The following is a 24,559-nucleotide window of genomic DNA, read 5'->3' as shown; positions in this document are numbered from 1 at the left end:
AAATGTGATTAGTCCTGTTGTGGCACAAGCCACATATAGGATGCATACGGACTGAGAGAGATTTCCTGCGTCAGCGCAGGGGCTGCCTCCGTATTTCCTATGAGTAACTCTGCTGATTTGCCTGCAATGTGATCATTCCAGACCGCTTCCGGAAGCGAGAACGTGACGTCTCGTTTACTGAAGTTGGATACAACAATCAGAGTTTCACTTCCATTGGTCCGTGCGTACGCGAATACATTCGGGTGTGCATCGTCCAATCGTCCATATAGACCGTCGATCAACACGTTAACCTGTTTACGCAGGGCAATCAATTTGCGGTAGTGATAGTAGATCGAATCTGGATCAGCCAGCTGCTGTTCCACGTGAATGGAAGGATACCGCTCATCCACCTTAAGCCAAGGTGTTCCGCTAGTAAATCCGGCGTTCTTACTTCCATTCCATTGCATCGGTGTCCGAGAGTTGTCCCGGGAACGCTCTTTTACAATGTTGAATGCTTCTTCAGCAGATTTGCCCCGTTCTTCCTGAAGCAGGCGGTACATGTTCGTTGATTCGATATCGCGGAACTCACTAACGTCATTCCAGACCGGATTCGGCATGCCGATCTCTTCTCCCTGGTAGACATAAGGCGTACCTTGCATGCCGTGTATCGTTGTTGCAAGCATCTTCGCACTCTCGGCACGATAGTCACCATCATCGGCGAATCTGGACAGTGCCCGAGGCTGATCATGGTTATTAAGGAACAGCGCGTTCCAGCCACCACCAGCTTGCATGCCTGTCTGCCACTCACTAAAGAGCTGCTTCATCGCTTCGAAATCATACGGCATCAGTTCCCACTTCTGACCATTCGGATAATCCACTTTCAGGTGATGGAAGTTAAACGTCATCGAAAACTCCCGGGAAGCCGGGTTCGAATATTGGATACAATGTTCCAGTGTTGTGGAGGACATTTCCCCTACGGTCACCATGTTGTAAGGCCCGAATACTTCATCGTACATCTCGGTGATGTACTCATGCACACGCGGTCCATCCGTGTAATATTTGCGTCCATCACCCGGTGACACGCTACCATCATCATCAGGGAACCGCTGGTCTTTGGAGATCAGGTTGATCACGTCCATACGGAAACCATCCACACCTTTTTCGGCCCAGAACTTGATCATATCCCGTACAGCTTTGCGTACTTCTTCATTCTCCCAATTGAGATCTGCCTGCGTTTTATCAAATAAAGTCAGGAAATATTGTCCCGTCTGTTCATCGAACTGCCAAGCAGGCCCACCGAACTTGGATTGCCAGTTGTTTGGCACACCGCCATCCGGAGCAGGATCTTTCCAAATATAATAATCCCGATACGGATTATCCTTGGAAGAACGGGATTGCTGGAACCACTCATGATCGGTCGAGGAGTGATTCACCACGATATCAATCATCAGTTTCATATCACGAGCCTTCAGACCTTTCAGCAATTCGTCAAAATCCTCCATCGTTCCATAATCCGGATTAATCCGATAATAGTCCGCTACGTCATACCCATTATCATGCTGCGGAGATACATATACCGGCTGCAACCACACAATATCGATACCCAGATGCTGCAAATAATCAAGCTTCTCGGTTAATCCACGAATATCTCCAGTACCCGATCCGGTTGTATCATTAAAACTCTTCGGATATACCTGATACACCGCTGATGTCTTCCACCAAGATGACGGGGTGGTGTTATTAGAACTCATGTTAACGCCTCCAATAAATTGTAATGCTCTCATGTGATGTTCTCGGTTAACTTCATATCTATATTACATAAGTAAACATGTATATACAAGTTGAAACTATACTATGTATATTCTTCGCCTCTTCTACACATTCCCCATAAATCTTTCCTCTGTAACATTTATTTTGGAACCTGCGTTCGTGAACCCAATGATATCTGTATTGGGACAACAAGAAACCGTCTGTTCTCCCCAACATTGATGCGGGCAACAGACGGTCTAATTTGGTTGAACTTGGTTGAACTTTTTAAATGTATTCTACTGTTTTTTACTGTTGCAATGGATTGTTATTATAGGGCTGCTGTCACTTGACTTCATCACCACAGCGGAGCCACGCCTCTTACGACATCTCCGGTGAAACAACGGCTTTCCCTTGTTTTTCCTGCATATTCAACTTCAATAGAGATAGTGCAGCTTGCTCTTCCCTTTCCAATTCAGCAGCACTGATCTCACCAGAGAGTACAGCACGCATTCGCTTTTGATCCAGCAGACCTTCCCATTTTGCAACCACAAATGCTGCGACACAGTTGCCCATCAGGTTGGTGAATACACGCATTGTATCCATGAATCGATCTGCACCAAGCAACAGAGCAACCGCTGCTACCGGAAAAGCATTGACAGCCACTGCCGTTGCGGACAGGGCCAAGAATGCGGATCCAGGTACTCCTGCCATGCCTTTGGAGCTTAACATCAGCACCAGTAAAATCGTAATCTGCTGCATCAATGTCAGTTCAATCCCTACGGCCTGAGCAACAAAAACCGTTGCCAAGGATAAATAGATCGAAGCGCCATCCAGATTAAACGAGTACCCCGTCGGCACCACAAGACCCACAACCGCACGATCACAACCCGCCTTGGTTAGTTTGTCCATCATGCGTGGCATCACCACTTCTGATGACCCGGTTCCAATCGCCAGCATCACTTCAGAACGGGTATACTTCACAAATTGCAGGAAATTTAGCCCGGTAATCCACCAGGCAGCCAATGCCAGCATGACCAGAAACAGCAGTGCTGCGCCGTAACAGGCCAGAATTAGCAGACCAAAGGATGATAAAGTGGAAGCCCCATAGGCACCTACCGTGTAAGCCATGGCTCCAAATGCACCAATTGGCGCGAGTTTCATGATATAACCGATGATGCGGAACACAATGCCGAGCAAGTTCTCAATCAGCGTAAGTACATTCTCTTTTGCCTTACTCTCCGTTGCTGCCAGCGCAACCCCGAACAGGCAGGCCACGAGCAGTACTTGCAGAAGTGCATTTTGTGCAAAGGCATCCACAACACTTGTCGGAATAATATTCATGATAAAGTCTACCGTATGCGGTAACTCGGAACCATTGGTTTTTGCTTCAATGCCGCTTGCGTCTATGGTTGAAGGGTCCACGTTCATTCCGGCACCTGGGCGAAGCAGATTAGCTGTTCCCAATCCAAGTACCAGCGCAACTGTAGTTGCAATCTCGAACCACACGATGGCTTTCAGTCCGATGCGACCTACCGACTTCAGATCACCGATCTTGGCAATACCTGTCACAATCACCATGAAAATCAGTGGTGCGATGATCATCTTGATCAATTTGATGAAACCTGTTCCGAGCGGTTGCAGCAAGCTACCCAGATCCGGCCACAGAATGCCAACGCCAATCCCGATGATTACCGCTACAATAATTTGAAAAAATAATGATTTCATAAATGACATGAACGCTCCCCCTGTTTGCGGTCAATTCGGATTTCCGTTTGGTTTCCGTGTAACTTTTTATATCATTCTAAACAGGAGTTCAACAATGGAATTTCAATGTTTTTGTCATTTGTACCAACTCTATTGGTGAAAATTGAACCTGAAACCGAAAAAAGACGAATATCGCGTCAGTTATCTTGACGTGATATTCGTCTTTATCCATAAATCCATTTATTATTGAACAGGGGTTAAATGTGCATCACAGGGTAATCGATTCTCCTGGGGCCAGCACACGGCCTTCCAACCCTTTTGCAGCAAGTTGTTGCACGAAGTGTTCCGCATCCTGACGAATTACCGGGAACGTATCATAATGAACCGGAATCGTCAGTTTGGCATTAAACCATTCGGCCGCTTGGAGCGCATCCTCAGGTCCCATGGTGAAATGTCCACCAATCGGCAAGAAAGCTACATCAATATCATGACGATCACCGATCATTTTCATATCCCCGAAGAGACTTGTGTCTCCGGCATGCAAAATCGTTTTACCACCAATATTAATGATATATCCAGCAGGCAAACCTGCATACATGATCCGTTGTTCTTCTTCGAGCACAATCCCGGAAGTATGGAACGCCTGAATCATTTTGGCTTGAGCAAAATCAAGATCTACCGTTCCGCCCATGTTCATGCCGAGTGTATCCAGACCTTTCCAAGACATATATGTAGCCAATTCCACAATAGCCACAACTTTGGCGTTATTTGCTTTGGCAATAGGTTCAGCATCGAGGATGTGATCCATATGTGCATGTGTCAGCAACACAACATCGGTCTTAATATCTTCAGGCTTCGTGACGGCAAGCTCGTTGCCACGCAGGAAGGGATCAATGATCAGAGACTTTTCTTCTGTGCCCAGCTGTACACTGGAGTGACCGTGGAACGTAATATTCAACAACTTGGATTCCTCCCGACTTATGTTTTGATTATTTTGAAAACCACTATATATTATAAATCATAGCTCTTCACCAACGCAAAATTACGCTAGCCTCCGTGTCACCGCTGCTTACGATATATCCTTGCCTCATACGGCTGAAGCTGAATGGCACCTTCATCGGTAGAATAACGTCTGCTTACGTTGCTGATGATCAGCTTGGCATGCTCGGAATCCCAGCCTTCCGGCCAGTGCATCTCAGGTTCATGACCACGGAAATTCAGAATGACCAACATCTGCTCATCATCCAGCGTTCGGGTATAGGCATAGATATCCGGATCATCCGGCAGCAGCAGTTCATACGCGCCATAGATAAGCACTTTATGCTGTTTGCGAAGCGCAATTAACTTACGGTAATAATGCAGAATGGATTGCGGATCACTTTCGGCATCAGCAACATTAATCTCAGGATAATTATCATTCACCTGAATCCACGGCTGACCCTGGGTAAACCCTGCGTGTTCCGTCTCATCCCATTGCATCGGCGTGCGGGCATTATCGCGACTCTTCAGCCAGATTGCCTGCATAACTTCATGCTTCGACTTACCTTGACCAATGTAATGATTGAAATAATTTTTGGTCTCGATGTCCCGGTATTGTTCGATATTCGGGAAAGCGACATTGGTCATGCCGATCTCTTCTCCTTGGTAGATGTAGGGGGTCCCTTCGAGTGTAAGCATCCATGTCGCCAGCATCTGAGCAGAACGCACCCGATATTTACCATCATCACCAAAACGGGAAACCGGACGTGGCTGATCATGGTTCCCCATATAATTGGCGTTCCAGCCTCTACCATGCAAAACCGTTTGCCACCGGCTCATGATTTCTTTGAGATCTGTCAATTTCCATTCTTTATAGTTCCATTTACCAATTCCAGAGGATTTGGCATCGATAAACATATGCTCAAACTGGAATACCATATTAAGTTCATCACGATCCGTCCCCACATAAGCCAAGGCCTGCTCAGGCCCAAGTCCGGAAGTCTCGCCAACCGTCATGGGTCCGTAAGGTTTCAGGATCATGTTATTCAGTTTCTTCAGGATGGAGTGTACCTGTTCCAGGTTGGAAAAGAGCTGATAAGCTGGAACCACCGGCAGATTATCCGGATTGTGGGCACTTGGCAGACCCTCTGCCTTGGCGATATGCGCTACTGCATCAAAACGGAATCCGTCGACCCCTTTTTCCAGCCACCAATGCACCATCTCATACATCTCTTCTGCCATCTGTGCATTGTTCCAGTTGAGATCCGGTTGCTGTTCCGAATACAGATGCAGATAATATTCATTTGTCTCGGGATCATGCTTCCACACCGAACCCCCAAAATAGGACTCCCAATTATTCGGCACTTGCCCATTTTTGCCTGAACGCCAAATATAATAATCCCGCTTCGGATTCATCTTTGAAGAACGCGATTCAGCAAACCAAGCATGTTCATCTGACGTATGATTCAGCACCAGGTCCATCATGATCTTGAGACCACGTTTGTGTGCCTCTGCCAATAATCGATCAAAATCCTCCATCGTGCCATACTTGCGTAAAATGCCGTAGTAATCCCGGATATCATATCCGTTATCATGTCCTGGTGAATCGTAAATGGGACAGAGCCAGATCACATCTACGCCTAAATTCTCCAAATAATCGAGCTTCTCATAGATTCCCTGCAAGTCGCCATATCCATCCCCGTCCGAATCCTTAAAGCTGCTCGGGTAAATCTGGTATACCACACTCTCTTTCCACCAAACGATATCGCCCACCTCGCTCTCATCATTGTCCACTATAAAAATTGAACTAAAGAATATTTACACTGGACACTCCGATGACAGAACAACCTTCCGATCGCTGTTATCCCCAGATTTTATGAATTCCCCTTATAAGGGGAAAATCCGGTGATAAAGGCGAACGCTTTCGCTTCTTCAGGTTATTTCTGTCCTCTCCGTTTCGTGTAAATGTTTAGTTCAATTTATATATATAATCTCTGCTCACGATATAAATAAGCCGTTAATATGTTTTATCCGAAATGATTCCCTTGTAAACATTTGAAAGGTATCTTATGCAAAAAGACCCGGTCATGGACCGCGATCTGCGGCTCAATTCCGAGTCCTTCTTCCTGAACATAAGATTAACTTAAATCCGGCGTAACCGATCCAGGCACCGATCGTGTTCAGAATAATGTCATCCACATCGAACGAACCTACACGTGTAATCAATTGTGTGACTTCAACACCAAGCAGAAGCAAAACCACTGTGGATGTAAAAGTCAGGAACAAACGGCACCTCCGAAACAACCACGGAATCCAGATGCCCAGTGGAATGAACAATACAATATTGCCGAACAAATTCTTGACCCAGGCCTCTGTATGGTACCTCTCCCTTTCCAATAGAAGTGGTCGAATGGTCTCAAAGGGCACGAGATTATATTGATAATGCATGCGTGGCGTTCGTCCACTGACAAACAGTAAATTGCCCATAATGAGTATGTATAGCACTGCCATGCAACCAACAATTACGAGCATAAACTTGGAGTGGAGCCATGACTTTTCGTTCATTCCTTCTATCCTCCGACCTTGTTTTCCGCAAAGCGGTAGGTCTATTTTAACGGGATATAGATCTTCATGTCCAATTGTTCAGGGGTCGATTTCCATACATCCGTCACTTCAAAGTCTGGTCCTTCCCTCCGCTCATAGTTGGACTGCGGCAGCCAGCTGCCATTGGGTGCGAACTTGTATGATGAAAAATACGCGAGTTGCGGTTCTCTTCAAGTTGAATGACATTATGATACACTGTATGCCAAAATCCCCTTGTTCTACAAGGAGATGCTCTCTACACTGGTTAATTTACCAGCAGAGATAGCTCTTGTGAACAAGGGGACTTGTTTGTTTAACAATTTATTCTTAACCTTTCCAGTTCCCGGACACCGGATGAATACCCCAGATATCTGTCGCATACTCACTAATGGTACGATCACTGGAGAATATGCCGGAATGTGCCGTGTTTAATATCGCTTTCCGAGTCCAGCCGGGAATATCCCGATATGCCTGGTCAATCGCTGCATGCGCGTCTGCATAAGCAGCAAAATCACGCAATACAAAGTATTCATCACCATGGGCCAGCAAGGAGTCATAAATATCCCAGAACTCCCCGTCACGATAACAGAATGCACCTGGATGCACCAGTTGCTCCACGACCTCGCGAATGCGTTCATCGTGCTGCACAATCTCATTTGGACGATAGCTGCCGGAACGATAATACTCAAGTACTTCGTCTGCACGCAGACCATAGATGAACATATTTTCTTCCCCAACCTGCTCCGCCATCTCCACGTTGGCTCCATCCATCGTGCCAATGGTTAAAGCACCGTTCATCATAAATTTCATGTTGCCCGTACCGGAAGCTTCCTTACCTGCGGTTGAGATCTGTTCACTAACATCCGCAGCGGGAATGATCTTCTCTGCAAGAGAGACGGAATAATTTTCGAGGAAAAATACCTTCAAGCGGTCATTCACGGCCGCATCCCGATTCACCGTGTCAGCCACGTTGTTGATCAGCTTGATAATTTTCTTGGCAAAATAATAACTCGGCGCTGCCTTGGCACCAAAGATGAACGTACGTGGTACCATATCAAACGAAGCATCATGCTTAAGTCGGTTATACAGATGCATAACATGCAGAATGTTCAACAGTTGACGTTTGTACCCGTGTAGTCTCTTCACCTGTACATCAAAGATGGAATCCGGATTCACTGCTGTCCCGGTATGATCCAGAATATACGCAGCAAGCCGCTCTTTGTTATCCCGCTTAATTGAACGGAACTGCTCCTGGAATGATGTATTATCCGCAAAACCAGCCAACTGGTCCAGCTTGCCCTGCTCTGTTATCCATTCGTTACCGATTGTATCCGTGATGAGATCCGACAGTTTCGGATTGGCATGCATCAACCAGCGACGATGGGTGATACCATTCGTTTTGTTATTGAAACGCTCTGGATACAGTTCATAGAACGGAGCCATCTCGCGCTCTTTCAAAATCTCGGTGTGCAGAGCAGCAACACCATTCACGCTATGAGTGCCTACAATCGCCAGATGTGCCATCCGTACCTGATCGTTTGCAACAATAGCCAAATGCCCTATGCGATCCTGATCTCCCGGATACCGGTCCAGCAGCATGCCACAGAAGCGTTTGTTGATCTCTTCAATGATCATGTAGATTCGTGGCAGCAGCTTGCTGATCATGGATACAGGCCACTTCTCAAGAGCCTCACTAAGCGTTGTATGATTGGTATACGATACAGTTCGGGTTGTGATATCCCATGCTTCATCCCAGCCATACCCCTTCACATCAATCAGGATGCGCATCAGTTCTGGAATAACCAAGGTTGGATGCGTGTCATTAATGTGGAAGGCCACTTTATCAGGCAACCGATCATACGGTAGCTCCAGCTTGTTGAACGTACGCAAGGCGCTCTGTACACCTGCTGAGCACATGAAGTATTGCTGCTTCAATCGCAGCAGCTTTCCTTCATACTGAGAGTCGTCCGGATACAGGAATTCCGAGATTGATTCAACCGATCGGCTATAATCCAGATAGCCGTAGTAATTCGAAGGGGTGTCGAGTGAAGTCTCGCGCTTTGGCTCGGCACTCCATAGACGCAATGTATTCACATGAGTTTGACCATAACCGATGACAGGCACGTCATAGGGAATGGCGACAACCGATTCGGCATCTTTTGTAACAAACTGATATTCTCCATCCTGCTCATGAGCTTCTACTCGGCCCCAGAACTGTACTTCCACCTTTTTGTCTGGACGGCGGACTTCCCATTCATTGCCCTTATCCAGCCAATTGTCGGGTAACTCTACCTGATTACCATTGATGATTTTTTGCTCAAACAACCCGTATTTATATCGAATCCCGCAACCATGTCCTGCATATCGTAGTGATGCGAGTGAATCCAGGAAACAGGCAGCGAGTCGTCCCAGACCTCCGTTACCGAGTCCTGCATCCGCCTCCTGTTCTTCTATCTCTTCCAAGGAGAAGCCCAGCTCAGTTAAACTGTCACGCACCAATTCCAATTCATTCACATTCAACAGATTGTTGCCGAGCAGACGTCCAATCAGGAATTCCAGCGAGAAGTAATAGACCTGTTTATCCTGGCGCTGCTTGAACCCCTGATTCGACGCTGCCCAATCCTGGCCTGCATATTCACGGATCATGCTTCCCAGTACATGGTACACGTCTTCCTGTGTTGCTTCTTCAATCGGTTTGCCCAATTTGCTGACCAGATTCCGTGTAAAGATACTCTTGAACGTTTCCTTGTTGTCAAACAAAAGTAGGTTCCTCCCGGGGAAATCCTGCAGGATGGTGGCGGTTCATACACTCAGTTGCTCAGCACTCTGCAAAGTGGCCGTTACAGTTACGAATCGTTCTTATGATCGCTGTTACCCCTGTATTTTCTTGAATTTATTATTTAGATGTGAAAATACAGTGATAAAGACGACCGCTACGCTTCTTCAGAATCGATTTCGTCCCCTCCACTACGTTTGCATGCTGGTGAGAACTTTCGAAGATGCAATTCATGCGTGGAAAGAGTATGAACCTTAAATCCATCCTACAGGATTTTTATTTTATATATATTTATAGAAGATATCGGTTACGTGTGGGCATTAGATAATAGTACTTTTTGCTAAAATGTATGGATTCGACGGGTCACCGATCAGCGTCTGTCCTCCGGTCAGCCTCACGTCTTTATCGAGAATAACATTCTCAAGTACAGTCCCCTCACCAATGTAACATTTCTGCATGATGATAGAACCTTTTATTTTAGCACCCTTGGCCACCTGTACACCACGGAACAGAATGCTGTCCTCCACCTCTCCACCTACGATGCAGCCATTCGCGAGAAGTGAATGTTTAACATCGGCGGTATCCAGGTATTTGGCAGGCGCTTCGTATTTAATTTTCGTCTGGATCGGATCTTCCTTGAACAGTTGTTCATATTGCCCTGTGTTCAGCAGATCCATACTGTTGCGATAATAACTGTCAATGGAATTGATGACTGCGTGATAGCCATCATATGCATACGCAGCGATATTCAATCCATCCGGATTTTTTTGAATCACATCCCGGAAGAAATGGCTCTCGCCATGATCAATGCAGCGTTGCACCTGGCGCAGGAACAATTCTTTTTCCATGATGAAAATTTCTGTATATATATTCGGGTGATTAGCGCTTTGGTGAATGTCCACCACGTTACCGTCCCCGTCATGGTCAACTTTGACACAGGCATCATGCTCAGGCAGCAGCTGATCTACTTTTTTGCAGACCAGTGTAACGTCCGCTCCTTTACTGATGTGATACCTGTAGACATCCTGGAGGTCTGCTTTGGTCACATGGCGACTGCCCGCATGCACAACATATTGTCCTGCTCCTCTGTGGAAAAAGTCTAAATTGTTATGGAAATGCTGCAAGTCCCCTTGTGATGTATCTGTTGGATCGTTCCAGTCTGGTGGCAAAATAAACATACCCCCATGCTTGCGATCCAAATCCCAAGGTTTACCGTCACCAAGATGGTCCATCAGCGAGCGATATTTTCGCCGTACAAATACACCAATACTCTCAATGCCTGCATTCATCATATTGGATAGAACAAAATCGATCAGACGGTAACGCCCGGCATAAGGCACCGCGGCTCCGCAGCGAAAATACGTCAATTCCTTCAATTCTTCAAGTTCATGGTCAAGGTTAATAACTCCGATCAATTGTTTCATCGCATGCACCGTCCTTTTGACTTCAATTAGGCCTTGCTGGTTATTCCTTGGCGAAGCTGACGTTCCAGTTCTTCCTGATCCACGAGCAATATATCACTCTCATCTCCCGGTGCAGGCGAAATCTGTGTTCCATCAGGAATAACCAATCCTTCTGCGATAATAGCTCGGTAAATGCGCACATTTTGCCCGATTTTCACTCTTGGCATGATGACCGAATCGATAACAGCACTGTTCTCGCCAACTTCAATTCCATAGAACAGAACAGAATGATTGACCTCACCATGCACTACAGTACCTTCACTAATAATACAATTCCGCACCTTGCCCGAAGGTGAGATATATTGTGCAGGTTGGTTCGGATTACGTGTGAAAATACGCCAGTCCGGATCATTCAGATTAAATGGTGTATCTTCGTCCAACAGGTCCATATTGGATTCCCACAGACTGCGAATGGTACCAACGTCTTTCCAATACCCTTCGAATGGATACGCATATAAGGATTTTTCATTTTCAAGCAATAAAGGAATAATATCTTTACCAAAATCATAGGAGGTGGATGCCTGTTGTTCATCCTGGATCAGGAAACGTTTCAGTACATCCCACTTGAAGAGATAGATACCCATGGAAGCGAGTGTGCTCTTGGGCTCAGGAGGTTTTTCTTCAAATTCATAAATGCTATAGTCATCGTTGGTGTTCAGCACCCCGAATCGGCTGGCTTCTTCCAATGAGACATCAATGACCGATATGGTGCAATCCGCATCTTTTTCTTTGTGATACTGGAGCATTTTTTCGTAGTCCATCTTATAGATATGATCCCCTGACAGAATGAGCACATGCTCAGGATCGAATTGTTCAATAAAGTTCAGGTTACGGAAGATGGCATCTGCTGTACCCCGGTACCAGCTGCTTCCGTCTTCACGTTCATGTGGAGGAAGTACATATACCCCGCCGTTTTTCCGATCCAGATCCCAGTCACTGCCAATGCCAATATAGGAATGTAAGACAAGTGGTTCATATTGAGTCAATACACCCACTGTATCAATACCAGAATTAGAGCAGTTACTCAGCGGAAAATCAATGATTCGGTACGTGCCGCCAAAATATACAGCCGGCTTAGCCAGTGATTTGGTCAATCCTTTTAACCTCTTACCTTGCCCTCCGGCAAGTAGCATCGCTACAACTTCTTTTTTCGCCATCATTACAGCCTCCTCCACGTGCATTCGTTCTGATTCATTTCAGAGCCCATAATCAATATTCTGTTGTGTGGACACTGTTGTCTTGATTAGGAGCTTGCTGTACAGATGTGTAACCGGATGAATCTTATTGCAGTTGAACTTCTTGGATTGTAAAGCCTGAGATAGAGATGATGCTGGTGTAGAATTGCTTGACTGTCTTACAGAGGTGAATGTTAGATGCAGAACTTAAGGTGTAGCTCGTGAACAATGAAATAGACTACTCCTATTTAACATTAAACACGAAACGGACTGGGGAATCTTACTGGAAAACATCGACAACAATTTACGGATGAGATTACCCTTTTTTGTGCCGCTGTTATTCATATTGTATTCGATAAAAGGGAATCAAACTCCTTTTGGAAAATTCATGGTAAAAGTGTGACACTCTAGACCCATAAACCTATAAAATCAAAAATGCAGGGCTTATGAATCAGAAAATGGCAATCAATTTGTAAATTTTTAGAGGAATATATAGAAATGTGTCGAATAGCTATAGATGTAATATGAAAGTAGTGTTTGAATTTGCTTAAGCATGCAGTCTATCAAGGAGTTACATACTAATAACTATAAATTATTTGGAGGTCTCTATGAGTGGTATTATTAAGTATACAGGTTTACTGATAACGGAAGTTTGTCACGTGAAAAGGAAGATCTAACATATACATTGTTTGAAAAGTTAGATTTTATTAATGAACTGCCTAAAATCTCATTTTTCAGAAGTGATTTTAGAGGATCAAGATTTGTAAATGTATCTTTTTATGAGAATAATTTTGATCGTGCAGATTTTATTTCAGCGATATTTGAAAAATGTTTATTCACTGAGGTTGATATTGCAGCCTCTGAAATTAAAAATTGTTACTTTAATGAATGTAATTTCACTCTAAATAATTATGCAAACACGTCGATACAAGAATGTACTTTTGAAAACTGCACTTTTGAAGATGAAAAATTTTTAGTAAACATGAAAAATTGTAAGTTTATAAATTGCACTATGAGAAATTGTGATTTTGAACGTTCTACAACTGAAAAATTGGAGTTTAATGGATGCGAAATCTATAATACCGATTTGGCCACAATGCATGCTGAAAATTTTATTTTTAAATCATGTGTTTTAGAAAATGTGAGTTTAGGAAAAAGTTATATTTTCGGTTATTTATTTTATAAGACAGATATTTCGAGACTCGATGTGCTTTACAGAGGAAACACCGTGAAAATAAATGTTGATAACTTCTCAGAATATATCGTTTCATTATTAACGCAACAAAGATTTTCTGAATTTATAAATGCAAATATATTCTTGTTTAGAAATTTTGAAGGAGTCCCTGATCAAATCAATAATGCATTAAGTGAATTATCAAAAATAAATAATACAACTCGCAAATTAGAAATGACCAATTTATTTGACATGTTTACATTCTATATCTTAAATAATCAATTACCCTATAAGCTTGTCTCCAAGGTATTAAATATTTTAGATGATTTTGATTGGACAGCATTCCCGTTTGAAGAGCAGCTTGTGTATATTTCCATGCATAAAAAAATCGAAATGATAATGAATACTTTTCATTATGATGACAGTTTCATTGAGAGTGCTGCAGGAGAAACTCTTTTTGTAACGTTCAGATGCAAAACAGATGATTATCAGGAAGCTCTAAAATTAACCAGTGACCTATTGGATGACCTTCATTTGAAATTGGGATTAGATAAAAATTATAAATTAATACAAAAAGAAAAAGGCTCATGGATTTTAACTTTTGCAGTTGTTGGTGTAGTAGCGTTAATGATGCCAAAAATGTTAAATGACTACTCCAAAACTTTCTTTGATTTTTCCTTAAAACGAAAAAAATTAAAAATTTTAGGAGTGTTGCTTGACAATATTCGTATAGACCCTGAAAACATACCCAAATCTTTAGAGCAATTCAACTTAATTTTAGACACCTCTGAAAAATCAGGTCTGACAAATCCATCATTTGATAATATTATTGTGACTGAAGCTTTCAAAGAAATAGTTAATCAAATAGATATTGGTGCATAAGGAGTTTTAGATCTACTATAGAACTCTACAATTTTTCTTAAAGCAGGTATTAGTATAGACTGTTCAATCGAAAGATTGACTCTGAAATAATAATGGGTTTGACTTTCAAAGAGATATCTATCATGGGGTATTGTTAGTATGTTAATATTCTCTATTAACTTGCTAGCAATATCCATGTTGTTTTTATTACCTATTTCGCTATAAGGTACCCCTATTAAACAGAAGTATCCACTTTCACAATCACTAATAACATATTCCGTGTCCATTAATAATGTTTTAATCAACTCAAAATTATTCATTGCAAATAAAATATTACTTTTAATTGTATTTAATACTGTGGATCTATTGTTGCTATCATAAAGTTGTTTAAATAGCGTGACCTGTGAGTAGACTAAAGAACCAAGGGAATGAACGGAAACTCTTTCAAATAGGCTTATATTTTCTTTACTACCATAAACTAAACAATTCTTGATTCCATTTAAGAACAGTCTCTTAGATATGGATTCAATGATAATAATTTCTGGATATATATCGAATAAACTAAGTAAAAATTCATCTATAACATTTAAATTTCTCAAATTCCACTCCATACCGCCATACATAAAATCAATGAACAATGTAACATCATGCTTTTTGCAAATGTTAACAATATCAATATACATTTCTTTTGTAATTTTAATACCGCTTCCCAATAAAGGATCATTCATTATTAGTAAATTAATTCCATATTCAATAATGATGTCTTCTAATTTATGCAAATTTATGGTTACTTTTCCTTCCTCCAAAACCTCAATATAATATGTATCAACTTTTAAATCTTGCAAAACTTTTATATAAGTAAAATATATTGGTGTAATTAACAATGCCTTCATTTTCTTTTTCATATGAAATAGATTAATTAATAAATATGCACTCGAAGTTCCATTTGAAGATATTGAGAAGTCGAAATTATTTGAATTAACATTGGTATTGTCTAAAGCCTCGTGGATAAACCATTTCTTTGCTTCCTGTAACTCATCTAAAAAAAAGTAATTATTTTGACTTTGATCAAGACTGCTGTTCACAGCATTTTTAATGATTTCAGGGGGAAAGTTTAGACTATTGTTTTCTTTATTCCAATTGGATAAGAAACATGTTTCACTATTAATTTTATGTAAAAGTGGTTCTATATTTGTATCATGATATAACGGCAATTTCATTACAAGACCTCCAAATAATTTATAGTTATTTGGAGGTTTTTCTCTACACTTTTAGATTATTCCTCGGATTAAACCGTGAAAGCACATCCTTCTTCCGTTCAACAGACACTTCTGTGTATATTTGGGTCGTGCTGACATTGGTATGTCCGAGAATTTCTTGGACTGATCGTAAATCTGCACCATTGTTCAGAAGATGTGTAGCAAAGCTGTGCCTGAGATAATGCGGTGTTGATTTTTTGCTAACTTTAGATAAGTCCCTGTATTTAGAGTAAATATCCTCAATGGAGTAAATGGAGAGTCGATCACCATATTTGTTGAGGAACAGAGCATCAGATTGGGGGTCGAAATGTTCGCGGGCATGCAACCATGTTTTAATTTTATGGATGACTTCGCTGCTTGAAATGTAGAGCAATCGCTCCTTACGACCTTTTCCAAAAATCAACACGGTTTTTTCTTCGAGATCGATGTGCTCCATATCAATATTCACTAGTTCTCCAATACGAATTCCAATAACATAGAGCAGTTCAATGATAGCATCGTTGCGAAGGTTGATTCTTCTTCTAAAACTCGTGTGTAATTGTTTCATGTGCTCTTGTGGTGCATTTAATAACTTTTCAACCTCATTGACAGAAAGTGTCTTTGGAATACGTCTTGCCGTTTTGAATTTTTTTCCGAAACCAATAATTGGGGACTCGATTATATCACCGCTTTGAACCAAATAATTAAAAAATGCTTTGAAGCATATGTACTTTCTTTTAATGGTCGAGTCTTTAAGTGTGTGTTCACTGTTTAGTTGTTCCAGATACATTCGTAAATTTTCTCTGGTTACATCATGAATATGTTTAGTATCAAGCCATTCTACAAGTCTGTTGAGATCAGACAGATAGGCTTTAATGGATTTAAGGGATAGATTACGCTCCACGCTTAAATAAGTCTCATATTGCTTAATATAGGTGTTTAGGTTACTTGTACTAAGTCTCATGATGCCTCCTGATGTCGATGTCATATGTTGCCAATGGCCCGACCTACATTATTACGCATTGAACTCCATTTGTGAAGATGCCCAAAGGCATATATACAATATCCGAGATTTGAAAAACAAAAAAGAGCCGGATCCCCTCCGACTCGATACGTTCTCACTTATATAATTTTGCGGAACAGCTCCATCACTTCATCCTTGGATGGTTGATAGGGGTTGCCTGGTGCACAGGCATCTTTCATCGCGTTATCGGCAAGCAGTTCCACATCGGGATCTTTTACACCCAGTTCAGACAGCTTGTCAGGGATCCCGACTTCCTTCGATAGCTGACGTATGGCCTCAATAACGTAATCGGAACACTCCTCATCACTTCTACCTTTCACATCCATACCAATTGCCTTAGCAATATGACGGAATTTGCCGGGTACATGCTTCGCGTTCAACTCTTCCACATAGGGGAGTAACATTGCGTTACAGACACCATGCGGCAGATCATATACGCCACCCAGTTGATGCGCCATCGCATGGACATAACCTAAGCCTGCATTATTAAAAGCAATCCCGCCAAGGAAACACGCATACGTCATATGTTCCCGCGCTTCCAGATCACTGCCGTCTCTCACGGCTCTAGGCAAATATTCAAAGATCAGTTCAACAGCCGCTGCAGCTGTCGCACTTGTCACTGTAAATCCCCCCGGTGTAACCATCGCTTCTACGGCATGTGTCAACGCATCCATTCCTGTTGCTGCTGTGAGACTTGCAGGTTTGCTGAGCATCAGCTCAGGATCATTAACCGACAGGGAGACCAGACTGTTGCGGTCCACCATCACCATCTTCACTTTACGTTCCTCATCTGTAATCACGTAGTTAATTGTCACCTCACTCGATGTGCCAGCCGTTGTGTTAACCGCCACAAGTGGCACGGACTTATGTTTTGATTGATGAAATCCTTCATATTCGCGGATATGCCCACCGTTCGTAGCCACAATACCAATGCCTTTGGCAGCATCCTGCGGTGAACCTCCGCCTATCGATATAATGGCGTCACAGCCATGATCCTGGAATACTTGAAGTCCATCATGTACATTCTGACATGTTGGATTAGGCTGAACCTCATCATATACTACATAGTCTAACCCTGATTTTCTTAGTATAGACAGTACCTGTTCAGCAACGCCTGAAGTAATCAATTGACGATCACTTACAACCAGCGCCTTGCGGATACCCATCTGTTCGATCATCTGACCTGCTTCCTGTAAACAGCCTCTACCCATCAAGTTCACGGGCGGAACATAATATGCATGTGTTGCCATTTGAACCAGCCTCCTGTAACCCCTGATTTACTATCTCCATTGTAACTGAATCCGTTTTCAGATATAGTGAAATAAATCACAATGAAACCGATAAATGTTACACTTGCGGTTGATTTTTCCCCGTAATGAAAAAGACGACCCAGACACCCGAAGGTCTCCAAGCCGTCTTACTTATCTATCTTAAAGCTTTATCCACTACTTATACCTTACCGAAGGTACTTACACTAAAAGCATCCTTACGAAGGCTTACAGCGCCTTATCGTTCACGCCGTCAAGCCATGCCTCAATATCGCCAATTACGGAGGATACACAACCGTCCTCGAATGGTGAGTTCAATCCAGCCAGTTCAACCAATCCAGTGAAGGACAGGCTTCCTCCCGCTTTACACAATGTCAGATAGTCGGCCCATGCGGACTTCATGTCCTCATTGCTGCGTTTCCAGAACTGGAATGCACAGATTTGTGCCAACGTGTAGTCAATGTAATAGAATGGCGATGAGAAAATGTGACCCTGTTTATGCCAGAAACCACCTTGCTCCAAATACGCATTATCTTTGTAATTGATGTGTGGCAGATAGGTCTTCTCAATGTTGCGCCATGCCTGCTTACGCTCCGTTGGAGTTGCATCCGGGTTCGCATACACAAAATGCTGGAATTCATCCACAGCTACACCATACGGAATGAACAACAGACCGGAAGACAGGTGATCAAACTTGTACTTGTCCGTATCTTCCTTGAAGAACAACTGCATCCACGGCCATGTGAAGAACTCCATACTCATGGAATGGATCTCAGCCGATTCATATGTCGGCCAGTTGTATTCAGGCACTGCAAAATCACGGCTTTCATACACCTGGAAAGCATGACCTGCTTCATGCGTTAATACATCAATATCACCGGATGTACCGTTGAAGTTGGAGAAGATAAACGGCACTTTGTAATCGTTCAGGAACGTACAATATCCGCCGCCCTGTTTACCTTTTTTGCTTACCAGATCCATAAGCTCGTTTTCGGTCATCATCTGGAAAAATGCATCCGTCTCTGGTGATAATTCAGCGTACATTTTTTTACCATTATCGATAATCCAATCCGCGTCACCTTTAGGTGTCGGGTTACCCGTCTTGAAGCTGAAGCCCTGATCGTAATAATACAATGTCTCCACATCAATCCGATTACGCTGGCGCTCTCTGAGCTTGGTCGCTACAGGTACAATGTAATCACGAACTTGTGCCCGGAAGTTGGCAACCATCTCGGCGTTGTAATCCGTACGGTTCATACGATCATAACCGAGTTCTACATAGCTTGGATAACCCAGTTTCTTCGCGATTTGTGTACGCACTTTAACCAGTTCATCGTAAATGCGATCGAACTCAGCTTCATGTTCAGCCATGAAAGTGTATCTGGCTTCCGAAGCACGCTCCCGCATGGAGCGGTCCGTGGACAGTTCAAATGGATGAAGCTGTGGCAACGTACGCTCTTCACCTTCGAAAGGAATTTTGGCCGAAGCGATCAATTGATTGTATTCTGTGGAAAGTTTGTTCTCCTTCTGGAGTTCTTCAATAATTTCCGGGCTGAATGTTTTCAGTGAAAGATCCGCCAGCTGGAACAGCTGTGAACCCCATTTTTGTTCCAATTCATTGCGGAATTTGGAGTTAACCAGTGCACGGTAAAAATCTGTAATATATTCCTGCACAATTGGTGCATTCTCATCCAGAAATTCGTTCTCCGCCTTGTAAAACTCATCATTGGTATCAATGGAATGACGGATGTAGACCAATTGGGCTTGCGTCTCGAAATCACTGCGCAGCGCGTTAATCTGATCCATGAACCCACTTTGTTCTTCAACCGTTTCCGCAGCTTCAAAACCGCTCAGCAGCTCACGGAAAGATGTCTTGATGTGTTCCAGATTCGGACGTGTATACGTATACTCACTAAATTTCATTTATGTACACCCTTTCCTGTTTGGCAGAATTTCGGGAGTATCCCGAGTTAAACTACCCCCTATTATACAAAAGAGCAGCTAAAAAATCCCATAATTACGAAAAATATTTGTCCATCGGTCAAATTGTTCAACATGAATAGTTACATATATTACGTACTTATGTAAGGTCAGTGCCTCAAAAATATTCCCCACACAAATAAGCCCGCCTCGCGTTAGCGAAGCCAGCTTATAGGTTGTCTCTCTTCTTTTCACATTTAAACAATACTAGCTTTGGTCTTTATCCATAATCTGATAGAACCAGCCCATTCCGACCATGCCCACGACCATAATAACGGCCATAATAATGATATATGTCATGAATGTAACCTCCCTGCTTCCGTATATTCATCACACTACTACTAGTGTACACGGTGAAGCGCCGTTTGAATTGACCGAACATTGACAAAAATACGAAATCTTTAATTTTAATAAATGGATTATTTCACCGATCACACTAAATCATACGTACCTCGCTGCACGGTGCAAAGTTTCATCCGCCATGCTTACGGTGTATACTATACTTCTATGAAATGGAATTTGGATTTTTAAGCAGAAAGGTTGAAAGACATGTCAACTCGCATTCCCTTACGTCAGCTATTTCTTACTGTTTTATTAACCCTTATGTTATCTGTTTTGACCGCCTGTGCTGATGGAGAAGCCCATCTAACGGTGAATATGGATGGATCAACGGATCTGGATCTCAATCTCAACGTAAAGAACTCCGCTCTTGGAAAAATTGGACAAGACAATCTCATGCCTCTGATCGCAGATGCATTGAATCGAAATAACTTCCAGGCAGAGGTTTCGGAACAGGGAGATCAGAAGCAGCTCACAGCGACCACCCATTATGAAAGAAGCAATAAAACCAGCTTTGATACGTCCAAGTTGCCACAAGGGATCAAGGTTGAACAATCAACTTCCCCCGGCTTCTTCACTTCCAAGATGCACATTACAGCAGAAGCCGATCTCATGGAGTCCATGCCCGATGGTGAGATCAAAAATCAAATTAACAAGGTGCCTAGCTTTCTTAAAAACCTCTTGTTAAAAGATGTTAACTTTGACTTCAAGTTGTCTTTGCCCATCAAAGCAGCCGATTCGAATGCGGATCAGGTGGAGGATGGCGGAAAAACGCTCATTTGGCACGTTTCACCCCTCCAGATGAATAAACTGGATCTGACTGTACAGGTTCCCAATATCCGGAATATCATCATCATTGCAGTCATTGGCCTATTATTAATCGCTGCTCTGCTCATTTGGTTTTTTGTTCGTCGCAGACGGGCCAGACAGCGTCATAGTGCAAGATCACATCGCGGAAAAAATTAATTCCTTCACACCAATTTTATTTGTGACTTGCCAAACGGTGTTATGGATAGTAGAATACATCCGTACTGTGTGAACGGTTAATTTTTTATTAAGCAAAGCTAAAGAGGTGACAGGTTTCATGAATATCCGCGAATGCCCACTACCTGGTATCGGAGTTAAGTACCAGTTTGATACTAAGGGCGGCCATCAGTTAGTCATTATTGTGCATGAGGACGGACGCCGTGAATTATTCTCCGTTGATCCACAAGACAACGAAGAACTCACTCTGATTGCAGATTTGGAAGATGACGAATGTGTGACTCTCTCCGGTTTAATCGGAGGCTGGTCGTAAATGACAGAATAACCTGTACCTTGAATTTCAAGGCACAGGTTATTTTTCTGTTACGTTACCCTTTGAGAGCGAATATATGGAACCCATGTATTCAATACGCGGCTAATCTCCGTGGAATGAAACGGTTTGCTGATAAAATCCTGCATCCCGCATTTCAGACACTCCTCACGGTCACCGGCGCCTGCAAAAGCTGTAATCGCTGCAATAACCGGTATTTCTGGGTGGCTCTGTCTGATGTGGCAGGTCGCTTCAATCCCATCCATAACTGGCATTTGAATATCCATAAACACCAGGTCATATTGAACCTTGTTCAATGAGTCGACGGCCTGTGCACCATTCTCAACGATATCACATACTCCGCCAAACTTGCGCAGCATCTCCTCCAACAGGTGACTGTTGACCGCTTGATCCTCAGCAATCAAAATTTTGATGTCATGGGCAAGACTAGCTCGATCCAATTGCAGTTCATCATTCGTGGTGATTTCAATCGGGTCATTACTCTCCTCTAACCACCGCTCCACTACGAGGGTGAACTGGAATTCTGCCCCCTCACCGCTCTCACTCTGTACGCCAATCGCTCCGCCCATTAACTCCACCAGTTTTTTGCTGATCGCAAGGCCTAGACCTGTCCCGCCAAACTTACGATTAATGGCCGGATCAAGCTGTGAGAAGGATTGGAATAACTGATGCTGCTTTTCTATTGGAATGCCAATCCCCGTATCTCTCACCTTAAAGGTCAACATCAGGTTATCCTGACCATGCTCATCTGAGAAATCAGCACCTACGCTCACCATAATGCAGCCCTGCTCTGTGAATTTAACGGCATTACCCACCAAATTAATCAAAATCTGCCGGATTCGTGTCTCATCCCCTCGAATGCGTTCAGGAATGTGATCCGACATTTCACAATAGAGTTCAATATTTTTCTCTGATGCCTTCAGTGCAAACAGCTCGATCACCCCACCCAGCATCGCCTTAATATCTACAGGTGCGCGCTCAAGATCCATTTTGCCTGCTTCGATTTTGCTGAAATCCAAAATTTCGTTCAAAATGTACAAAAGGGATTCGCCGCTATCAATCATGATTTCCGCAAAACCTTTCTGTTCATTATCCAGCTCGGTTTCCATTAACAGATGTGCCATGCCCATGATGCCGTTCAATGGCGTACGAAGCTCATGACTCATGATGGCGAGAAACTCGGACTTTGCCCGGTCTGCATGCTCTGCTGCTTCCTTGGCACGTATGATGTCCTTAACAGATGTCATATCACGGAAAACCAACACTGCTCCGCGGGTTCTACCCTGATCCATAATCGGCTTCAATTGGAACTCCGCCAGGAAACTGGACCCATCCTGTCTCCAGAATACGGATTCGGTACGTGGCAGACCTCGTCCCTCACGAACAGCCTGTAGAATTGGTGTATCCTTGGATGGGTAGGGGATGCCTTCGCTCTGCATTTGGATCATCAATTGTTCTAATGGTTTGCCATTCAATTCACTTGGACAGAAGTTCATGATCTCCGCAGCGGCCGGATTGGCAAAGTTCAGATTCCCTTCCAGGTCCAGTCCAATAACACCCTCAGACATGCCATTCAAAATCAATGCCCGTTCATAACTAAGATTCTCGATTTCCTCGACGTAACGTTTGGACTCTGTAATGTCACTCGTAATCCCGTAGACCCCAACAACTTTGTCCTCAAGTATAATAGGAACATTAATCACATTTGTTTCAATCCGCTGCCCATTTTTGTGAATTAAACCTATCTCGTAGCTCTGTGCATTGCCCTTCACCGTTTCCTCAAAATGATATCGAGTCTTCTCCAGATCCACAGGATCAATGAGGTGATCAAAAGGCCGACTCAGCAGCTCCTCCTTGGTGTGTCCTGTCAACTGTTCCTGACCCATATTGGCTTTCAGCAGATTGCCTTCCAGATCAAGAGAAGCCACACCTAGGGGATTACAGTCAAATAACGATCTGTACTCCTGCATGCTTAACTGTTGTTGCTGGCTGGCTGTGATATCCCGGGTTACGGCGACCATCTCCATTAATTCACCTGAATCGTCATATACATAGTGCGTAATCGTATCTGCCCATACCGTAGATCCATCCTTATGTAACAGGCGATAATTGAGCCGTTTGGGAGCCAGACCCTTTCTCTGCTCTTCTACATACGCTTCAACCAAAGGCACATCCTCCGGATAGATCACAAATGTTCCCGGCTTACCTATAACTTCTTCCAACTCATAGCCCAACATGCTCTTACATGCATTCGATACATATTTAAATGTACGACTTGAATCGGCATCATGTATTGCAATCAGGTCTAGTGAAGACTCTGCCAGCAGTCGAGAGATGCGACTGCTCTCTTCCAATTGCTTACGTTGCACAATGAGGATTTCCTCTGCATCTTTTTGTTTCGTAATATCAGCAGCTTGTACCAGCAAATACAAGGGCTCACCATTCGTTTCATCCCTAACAATGCAAGCTCTAATGGTTGCCCATAATAACGAACCGTCCTTTCGTTTCAGACGAACCTCCGTCTCGTACATCGGACTTGTTTCATGAGTCATTTCCCAGAACTTGCTGCGGAATTCCTCCATATGCAGATCTTCTTCGTAGATCATATGTATGACCGAAGTATCGACCAGTTCATCTTCACTGTATGCAAGCATCTCGCAAAATGCAGGATTAAGCTGCAACCATCGTCCGTTTACATGCGATGCGACAGCAATGCCGATTGGTGCGTGCGTATACAATTGTTCGAACAGAGATCGGCTCTCTGTAATGGATTTCGACATTACATGTCCTCCTTTATGAGAATCTGAATGTATTCCGTATGAATAGATCGACCTGAACATAACTTCATCTATAGAGTACTACCCCAAATGCCATGATTAATAAACGAGATCGGACAAAATCCCTGCATGAATTGACATTTTTAATTTTGGATGCTGACAACTTTCATTGTGTA

Annotated in this window: 16 protein-coding genes and 1 pseudogene; 3 read left to right on the top strand and 14 right to left on the bottom strand. The window is 43.2% G+C overall.

The window, feature by feature from the left end; all coding sequences use genetic code 11:
- Positions 1 to 8: 8 nt before the first annotated feature.
- The 9 genes and pseudogenes from treC to BS614_RS16590 form a co-directional block, all read right to left on the bottom strand.
- Positions 9 to 1,730: an alpha,alpha-phosphotrehalase gene (gene treC / locus BS614_RS16630; protein WP_074094775.1), complete on the bottom strand. Its 1,722-nt coding sequence runs from the start codon at positions 1,728 to 1,730 to the stop codon at positions 9 to 11.
- Between the two features lie 376 nt (positions 1,731 to 2,106).
- Complete coding sequence (gene dctA, locus BS614_RS16625) at positions 2,107 to 3,462, bottom strand: C4-dicarboxylate transporter DctA (protein WP_036670619.1); 1,356 nt, start codon at positions 3,460 to 3,462, stop codon at positions 2,107 to 2,109.
- A 238-nt stretch (positions 3,463 to 3,700) separates the two neighbouring features.
- Positions 3,701 to 4,393: a metal-dependent hydrolase gene (locus tag BS614_RS16620; protein WP_017688878.1), complete on the bottom strand. Its 693-nt coding sequence runs from the start codon at positions 4,391 to 4,393 to the stop codon at positions 3,701 to 3,703.
- Between the two features lie 98 nt (positions 4,394 to 4,491).
- Entirely contained in the window at positions 4,492 to 6,183 is a 1,692-nt protein-coding gene (locus tag BS614_RS16615; RefSeq protein WP_157116309.1) for a glycoside hydrolase family 13 protein, read from the bottom strand.
- Positions 6,184 to 6,516: 333 nt separating this feature from the next.
- Positions 6,517 to 6,975 carry a VanZ family protein gene (locus tag BS614_RS16610; RefSeq protein WP_074094774.1) on the bottom strand — a complete coding sequence of 153 codons (459 nt, stop codon included), beginning with the start codon at positions 6,973 to 6,975 and terminating at the stop codon, positions 6,517 to 6,519.
- Between the two features lie 41 nt (positions 6,976 to 7,016).
- Positions 7,017 to 7,136 (bottom strand): annotated as a pseudogene (locus BS614_RS16605) (GyrI-like domain-containing protein); the annotation flags it as partial.
- A gap of 184 nt (positions 7,137 to 7,320) precedes the next feature.
- Positions 7,321 to 9,753: a glycogen/starch/alpha-glucan phosphorylase gene (locus tag BS614_RS16600; protein WP_074094773.1), complete on the bottom strand. Its 2,433-nt coding sequence runs from the start codon at positions 9,751 to 9,753 to the stop codon at positions 7,321 to 7,323.
- 336 nt (positions 9,754 to 10,089) lie between these two features.
- Positions 10,090 to 11,193: a glucose-1-phosphate adenylyltransferase subunit GlgD gene (gene glgD, locus BS614_RS16595; RefSeq protein WP_074094772.1), complete on the bottom strand. Its 1,104-nt coding sequence runs from the start codon at positions 11,191 to 11,193 to the stop codon at positions 10,090 to 10,092.
- 26 nt (positions 11,194 to 11,219) lie between these two features.
- The gene (locus BS614_RS16590) at positions 11,220 to 12,389 is read right to left on the bottom strand and encodes a glucose-1-phosphate adenylyltransferase (RefSeq protein WP_074094771.1); all 1,170 of its coding nucleotides are present in this window, start codon (positions 12,387 to 12,389) and stop codon (positions 11,220 to 11,222) included.
- Positions 12,390 to 13,092: 703 nt separating this feature from the next.
- Between BS614_RS16590 and BS614_RS16585 the strand changes: the two genes are divergently transcribed.
- Positions 13,093 to 14,463: a pentapeptide repeat-containing protein gene (locus tag BS614_RS16585; RefSeq protein WP_074094770.1), complete on the top strand. Its 1,371-nt coding sequence runs from the start codon at positions 13,093 to 13,095 to the stop codon at positions 14,461 to 14,463.
- Here BS614_RS16585 and BS614_RS16580 read toward each other — a convergent pair.
- The 4 genes from BS614_RS16580 to BS614_RS16565 all read right to left on the bottom strand — a co-directional run bounded on the left by BS614_RS16580 (position 14,442) and on the right by BS614_RS16565 (position 19,895).
- The gene (locus BS614_RS16580) at positions 14,442 to 15,662 is read right to left on the bottom strand and encodes an aminotransferase class I/II-fold pyridoxal phosphate-dependent enzyme (protein WP_074094769.1); all 1,221 of its coding nucleotides are present in this window, start codon (positions 15,660 to 15,662) and stop codon (positions 14,442 to 14,444) included. The genes BS614_RS16585 and BS614_RS16580 overlap by 22 nt on opposite strands.
- 43 nt (positions 15,663 to 15,705) lie before the next feature.
- Positions 15,706 to 16,644, bottom strand: coding sequence for a tyrosine-type recombinase/integrase (locus tag BS614_RS16575; RefSeq protein ID WP_101313923.1), 939 nt, complete (start codon positions 16,642 to 16,644; stop codon positions 15,706 to 15,708).
- Between the two features lie 158 nt (positions 16,645 to 16,802).
- A complete protein-coding gene (locus tag BS614_RS16570; RefSeq protein ID WP_074094768.1) occupies positions 16,803 to 17,954 on the bottom strand; it encodes an iron-containing alcohol dehydrogenase in 1,152 nt (383 codons plus the stop codon).
- A 246-nt stretch (positions 17,955 to 18,200) separates the two neighbouring features.
- A complete protein-coding gene (locus BS614_RS16565) occupies positions 18,201 to 19,895 on the bottom strand; it encodes a M3 family oligoendopeptidase (protein WP_074094767.1) in 1,695 nt (564 codons plus the stop codon).
- Between the two features lie 606 nt (positions 19,896 to 20,501).
- On the opposite strand from BS614_RS16565, the gene BS614_RS16560 reads away from it, so the two are divergent.
- The gene (locus BS614_RS16560) at positions 20,502 to 21,257 is read left to right on the top strand and encodes a DUF3153 domain-containing protein (RefSeq protein ID WP_157116099.1); all 756 of its coding nucleotides are present in this window, start codon (positions 20,502 to 20,504) and stop codon (positions 21,255 to 21,257) included.
- 118 nt (positions 21,258 to 21,375) lie between these two features.
- Entirely contained in the window at positions 21,376 to 21,588 is a 213-nt protein-coding gene (locus tag BS614_RS16555; protein WP_017688899.1) for a cation:proton antiporter regulatory subunit, read from the top strand.
- A 50-nt stretch (positions 21,589 to 21,638) separates the two neighbouring features.
- Here the strand turns inward: BS614_RS16555 and BS614_RS16550 are convergent, their stop codons facing one another.
- Entirely contained in the window at positions 21,639 to 24,386 is a 2,748-nt protein-coding gene (locus tag BS614_RS16550; RefSeq protein WP_074094765.1) for a PAS domain-containing hybrid sensor histidine kinase/response regulator, read from the bottom strand.
- Positions 24,387 to 24,559 lie beyond the last annotated feature (173 nt).

Source organism: Paenibacillus xylanexedens (assembly GCF_001908275.1).
GTDB classification, from domain to species: domain Bacteria; phylum Bacillota; class Bacilli; order Paenibacillales; family Paenibacillaceae; genus Paenibacillus; species Paenibacillus xylanexedens_A.
This window is presented reverse-complemented; position numbering and strand designations above follow the sequence as displayed.

Bases quoted from the DNA above. Each gene is read 5' to 3' on its own strand.
- glgD (WP_074094772.1), bottom strand. From the start codon at position 11,193: ATGAAACAATTGATCGGAGTTATTAACCTTGACCATGAACTTGAAGAA.
- BS614_RS16560 (WP_157116099.1), top strand. From the start codon at position 20,502: ATGTCAACTCGCATTCCCTTACGTCAGCTATTTCTTACTGTTTTATTA.
- BS614_RS16565 (WP_074094767.1), bottom strand. From the start codon at position 19,895: ATGAAATTTAGTGAGTATACGTATACACGTCCGAATCTGGAACACATC.
- BS614_RS16580 (WP_074094769.1), bottom strand. From the start codon at position 15,662: ATGAAATTGCCGTTATATCATGATACAAATATAGAACCACTTTTACAT.
- treC (WP_074094775.1), bottom strand. From the start codon at position 1,730: ATGAGTTCTAATAACACCACCCCGTCATCTTGGTGGAAGACATCAGCG.
- BS614_RS16570 (WP_074094768.1), bottom strand. From the start codon at position 17,954: ATGGCAACACATGCATATTATGTTCCGCCCGTGAACTTGATGGGTAGA.
- BS614_RS16550 (WP_074094765.1), bottom strand. From the start codon at position 24,386: ATGTCGAAATCCATTACAGAGAGCCGATCTCTGTTCGAACAATTGTAT.
- dctA (WP_036670619.1), bottom strand. From the start codon at position 3,462: ATGTCATTTATGAAATCATTATTTTTTCAAATTATTGTAGCGGTAATC.
- BS614_RS16575 (WP_101313923.1), bottom strand. From the start codon at position 16,644: ATGAGACTTAGTACAAGTAACCTAAACACCTATATTAAGCAATATGAG.
- BS614_RS16590 (WP_074094771.1), bottom strand. From the start codon at position 12,389: ATGGCGAAAAAAGAAGTTGTAGCGATGCTACTTGCCGGAGGGCAAGGT.
- BS614_RS16610 (WP_074094774.1), bottom strand. From the start codon at position 6,975: ATGAACGAAAAGTCATGGCTCCACTCCAAGTTTATGCTCGTAATTGTT.
- BS614_RS16555 (WP_017688899.1), top strand. From the start codon at position 21,376: ATGAATATCCGCGAATGCCCACTACCTGGTATCGGAGTTAAGTACCAG.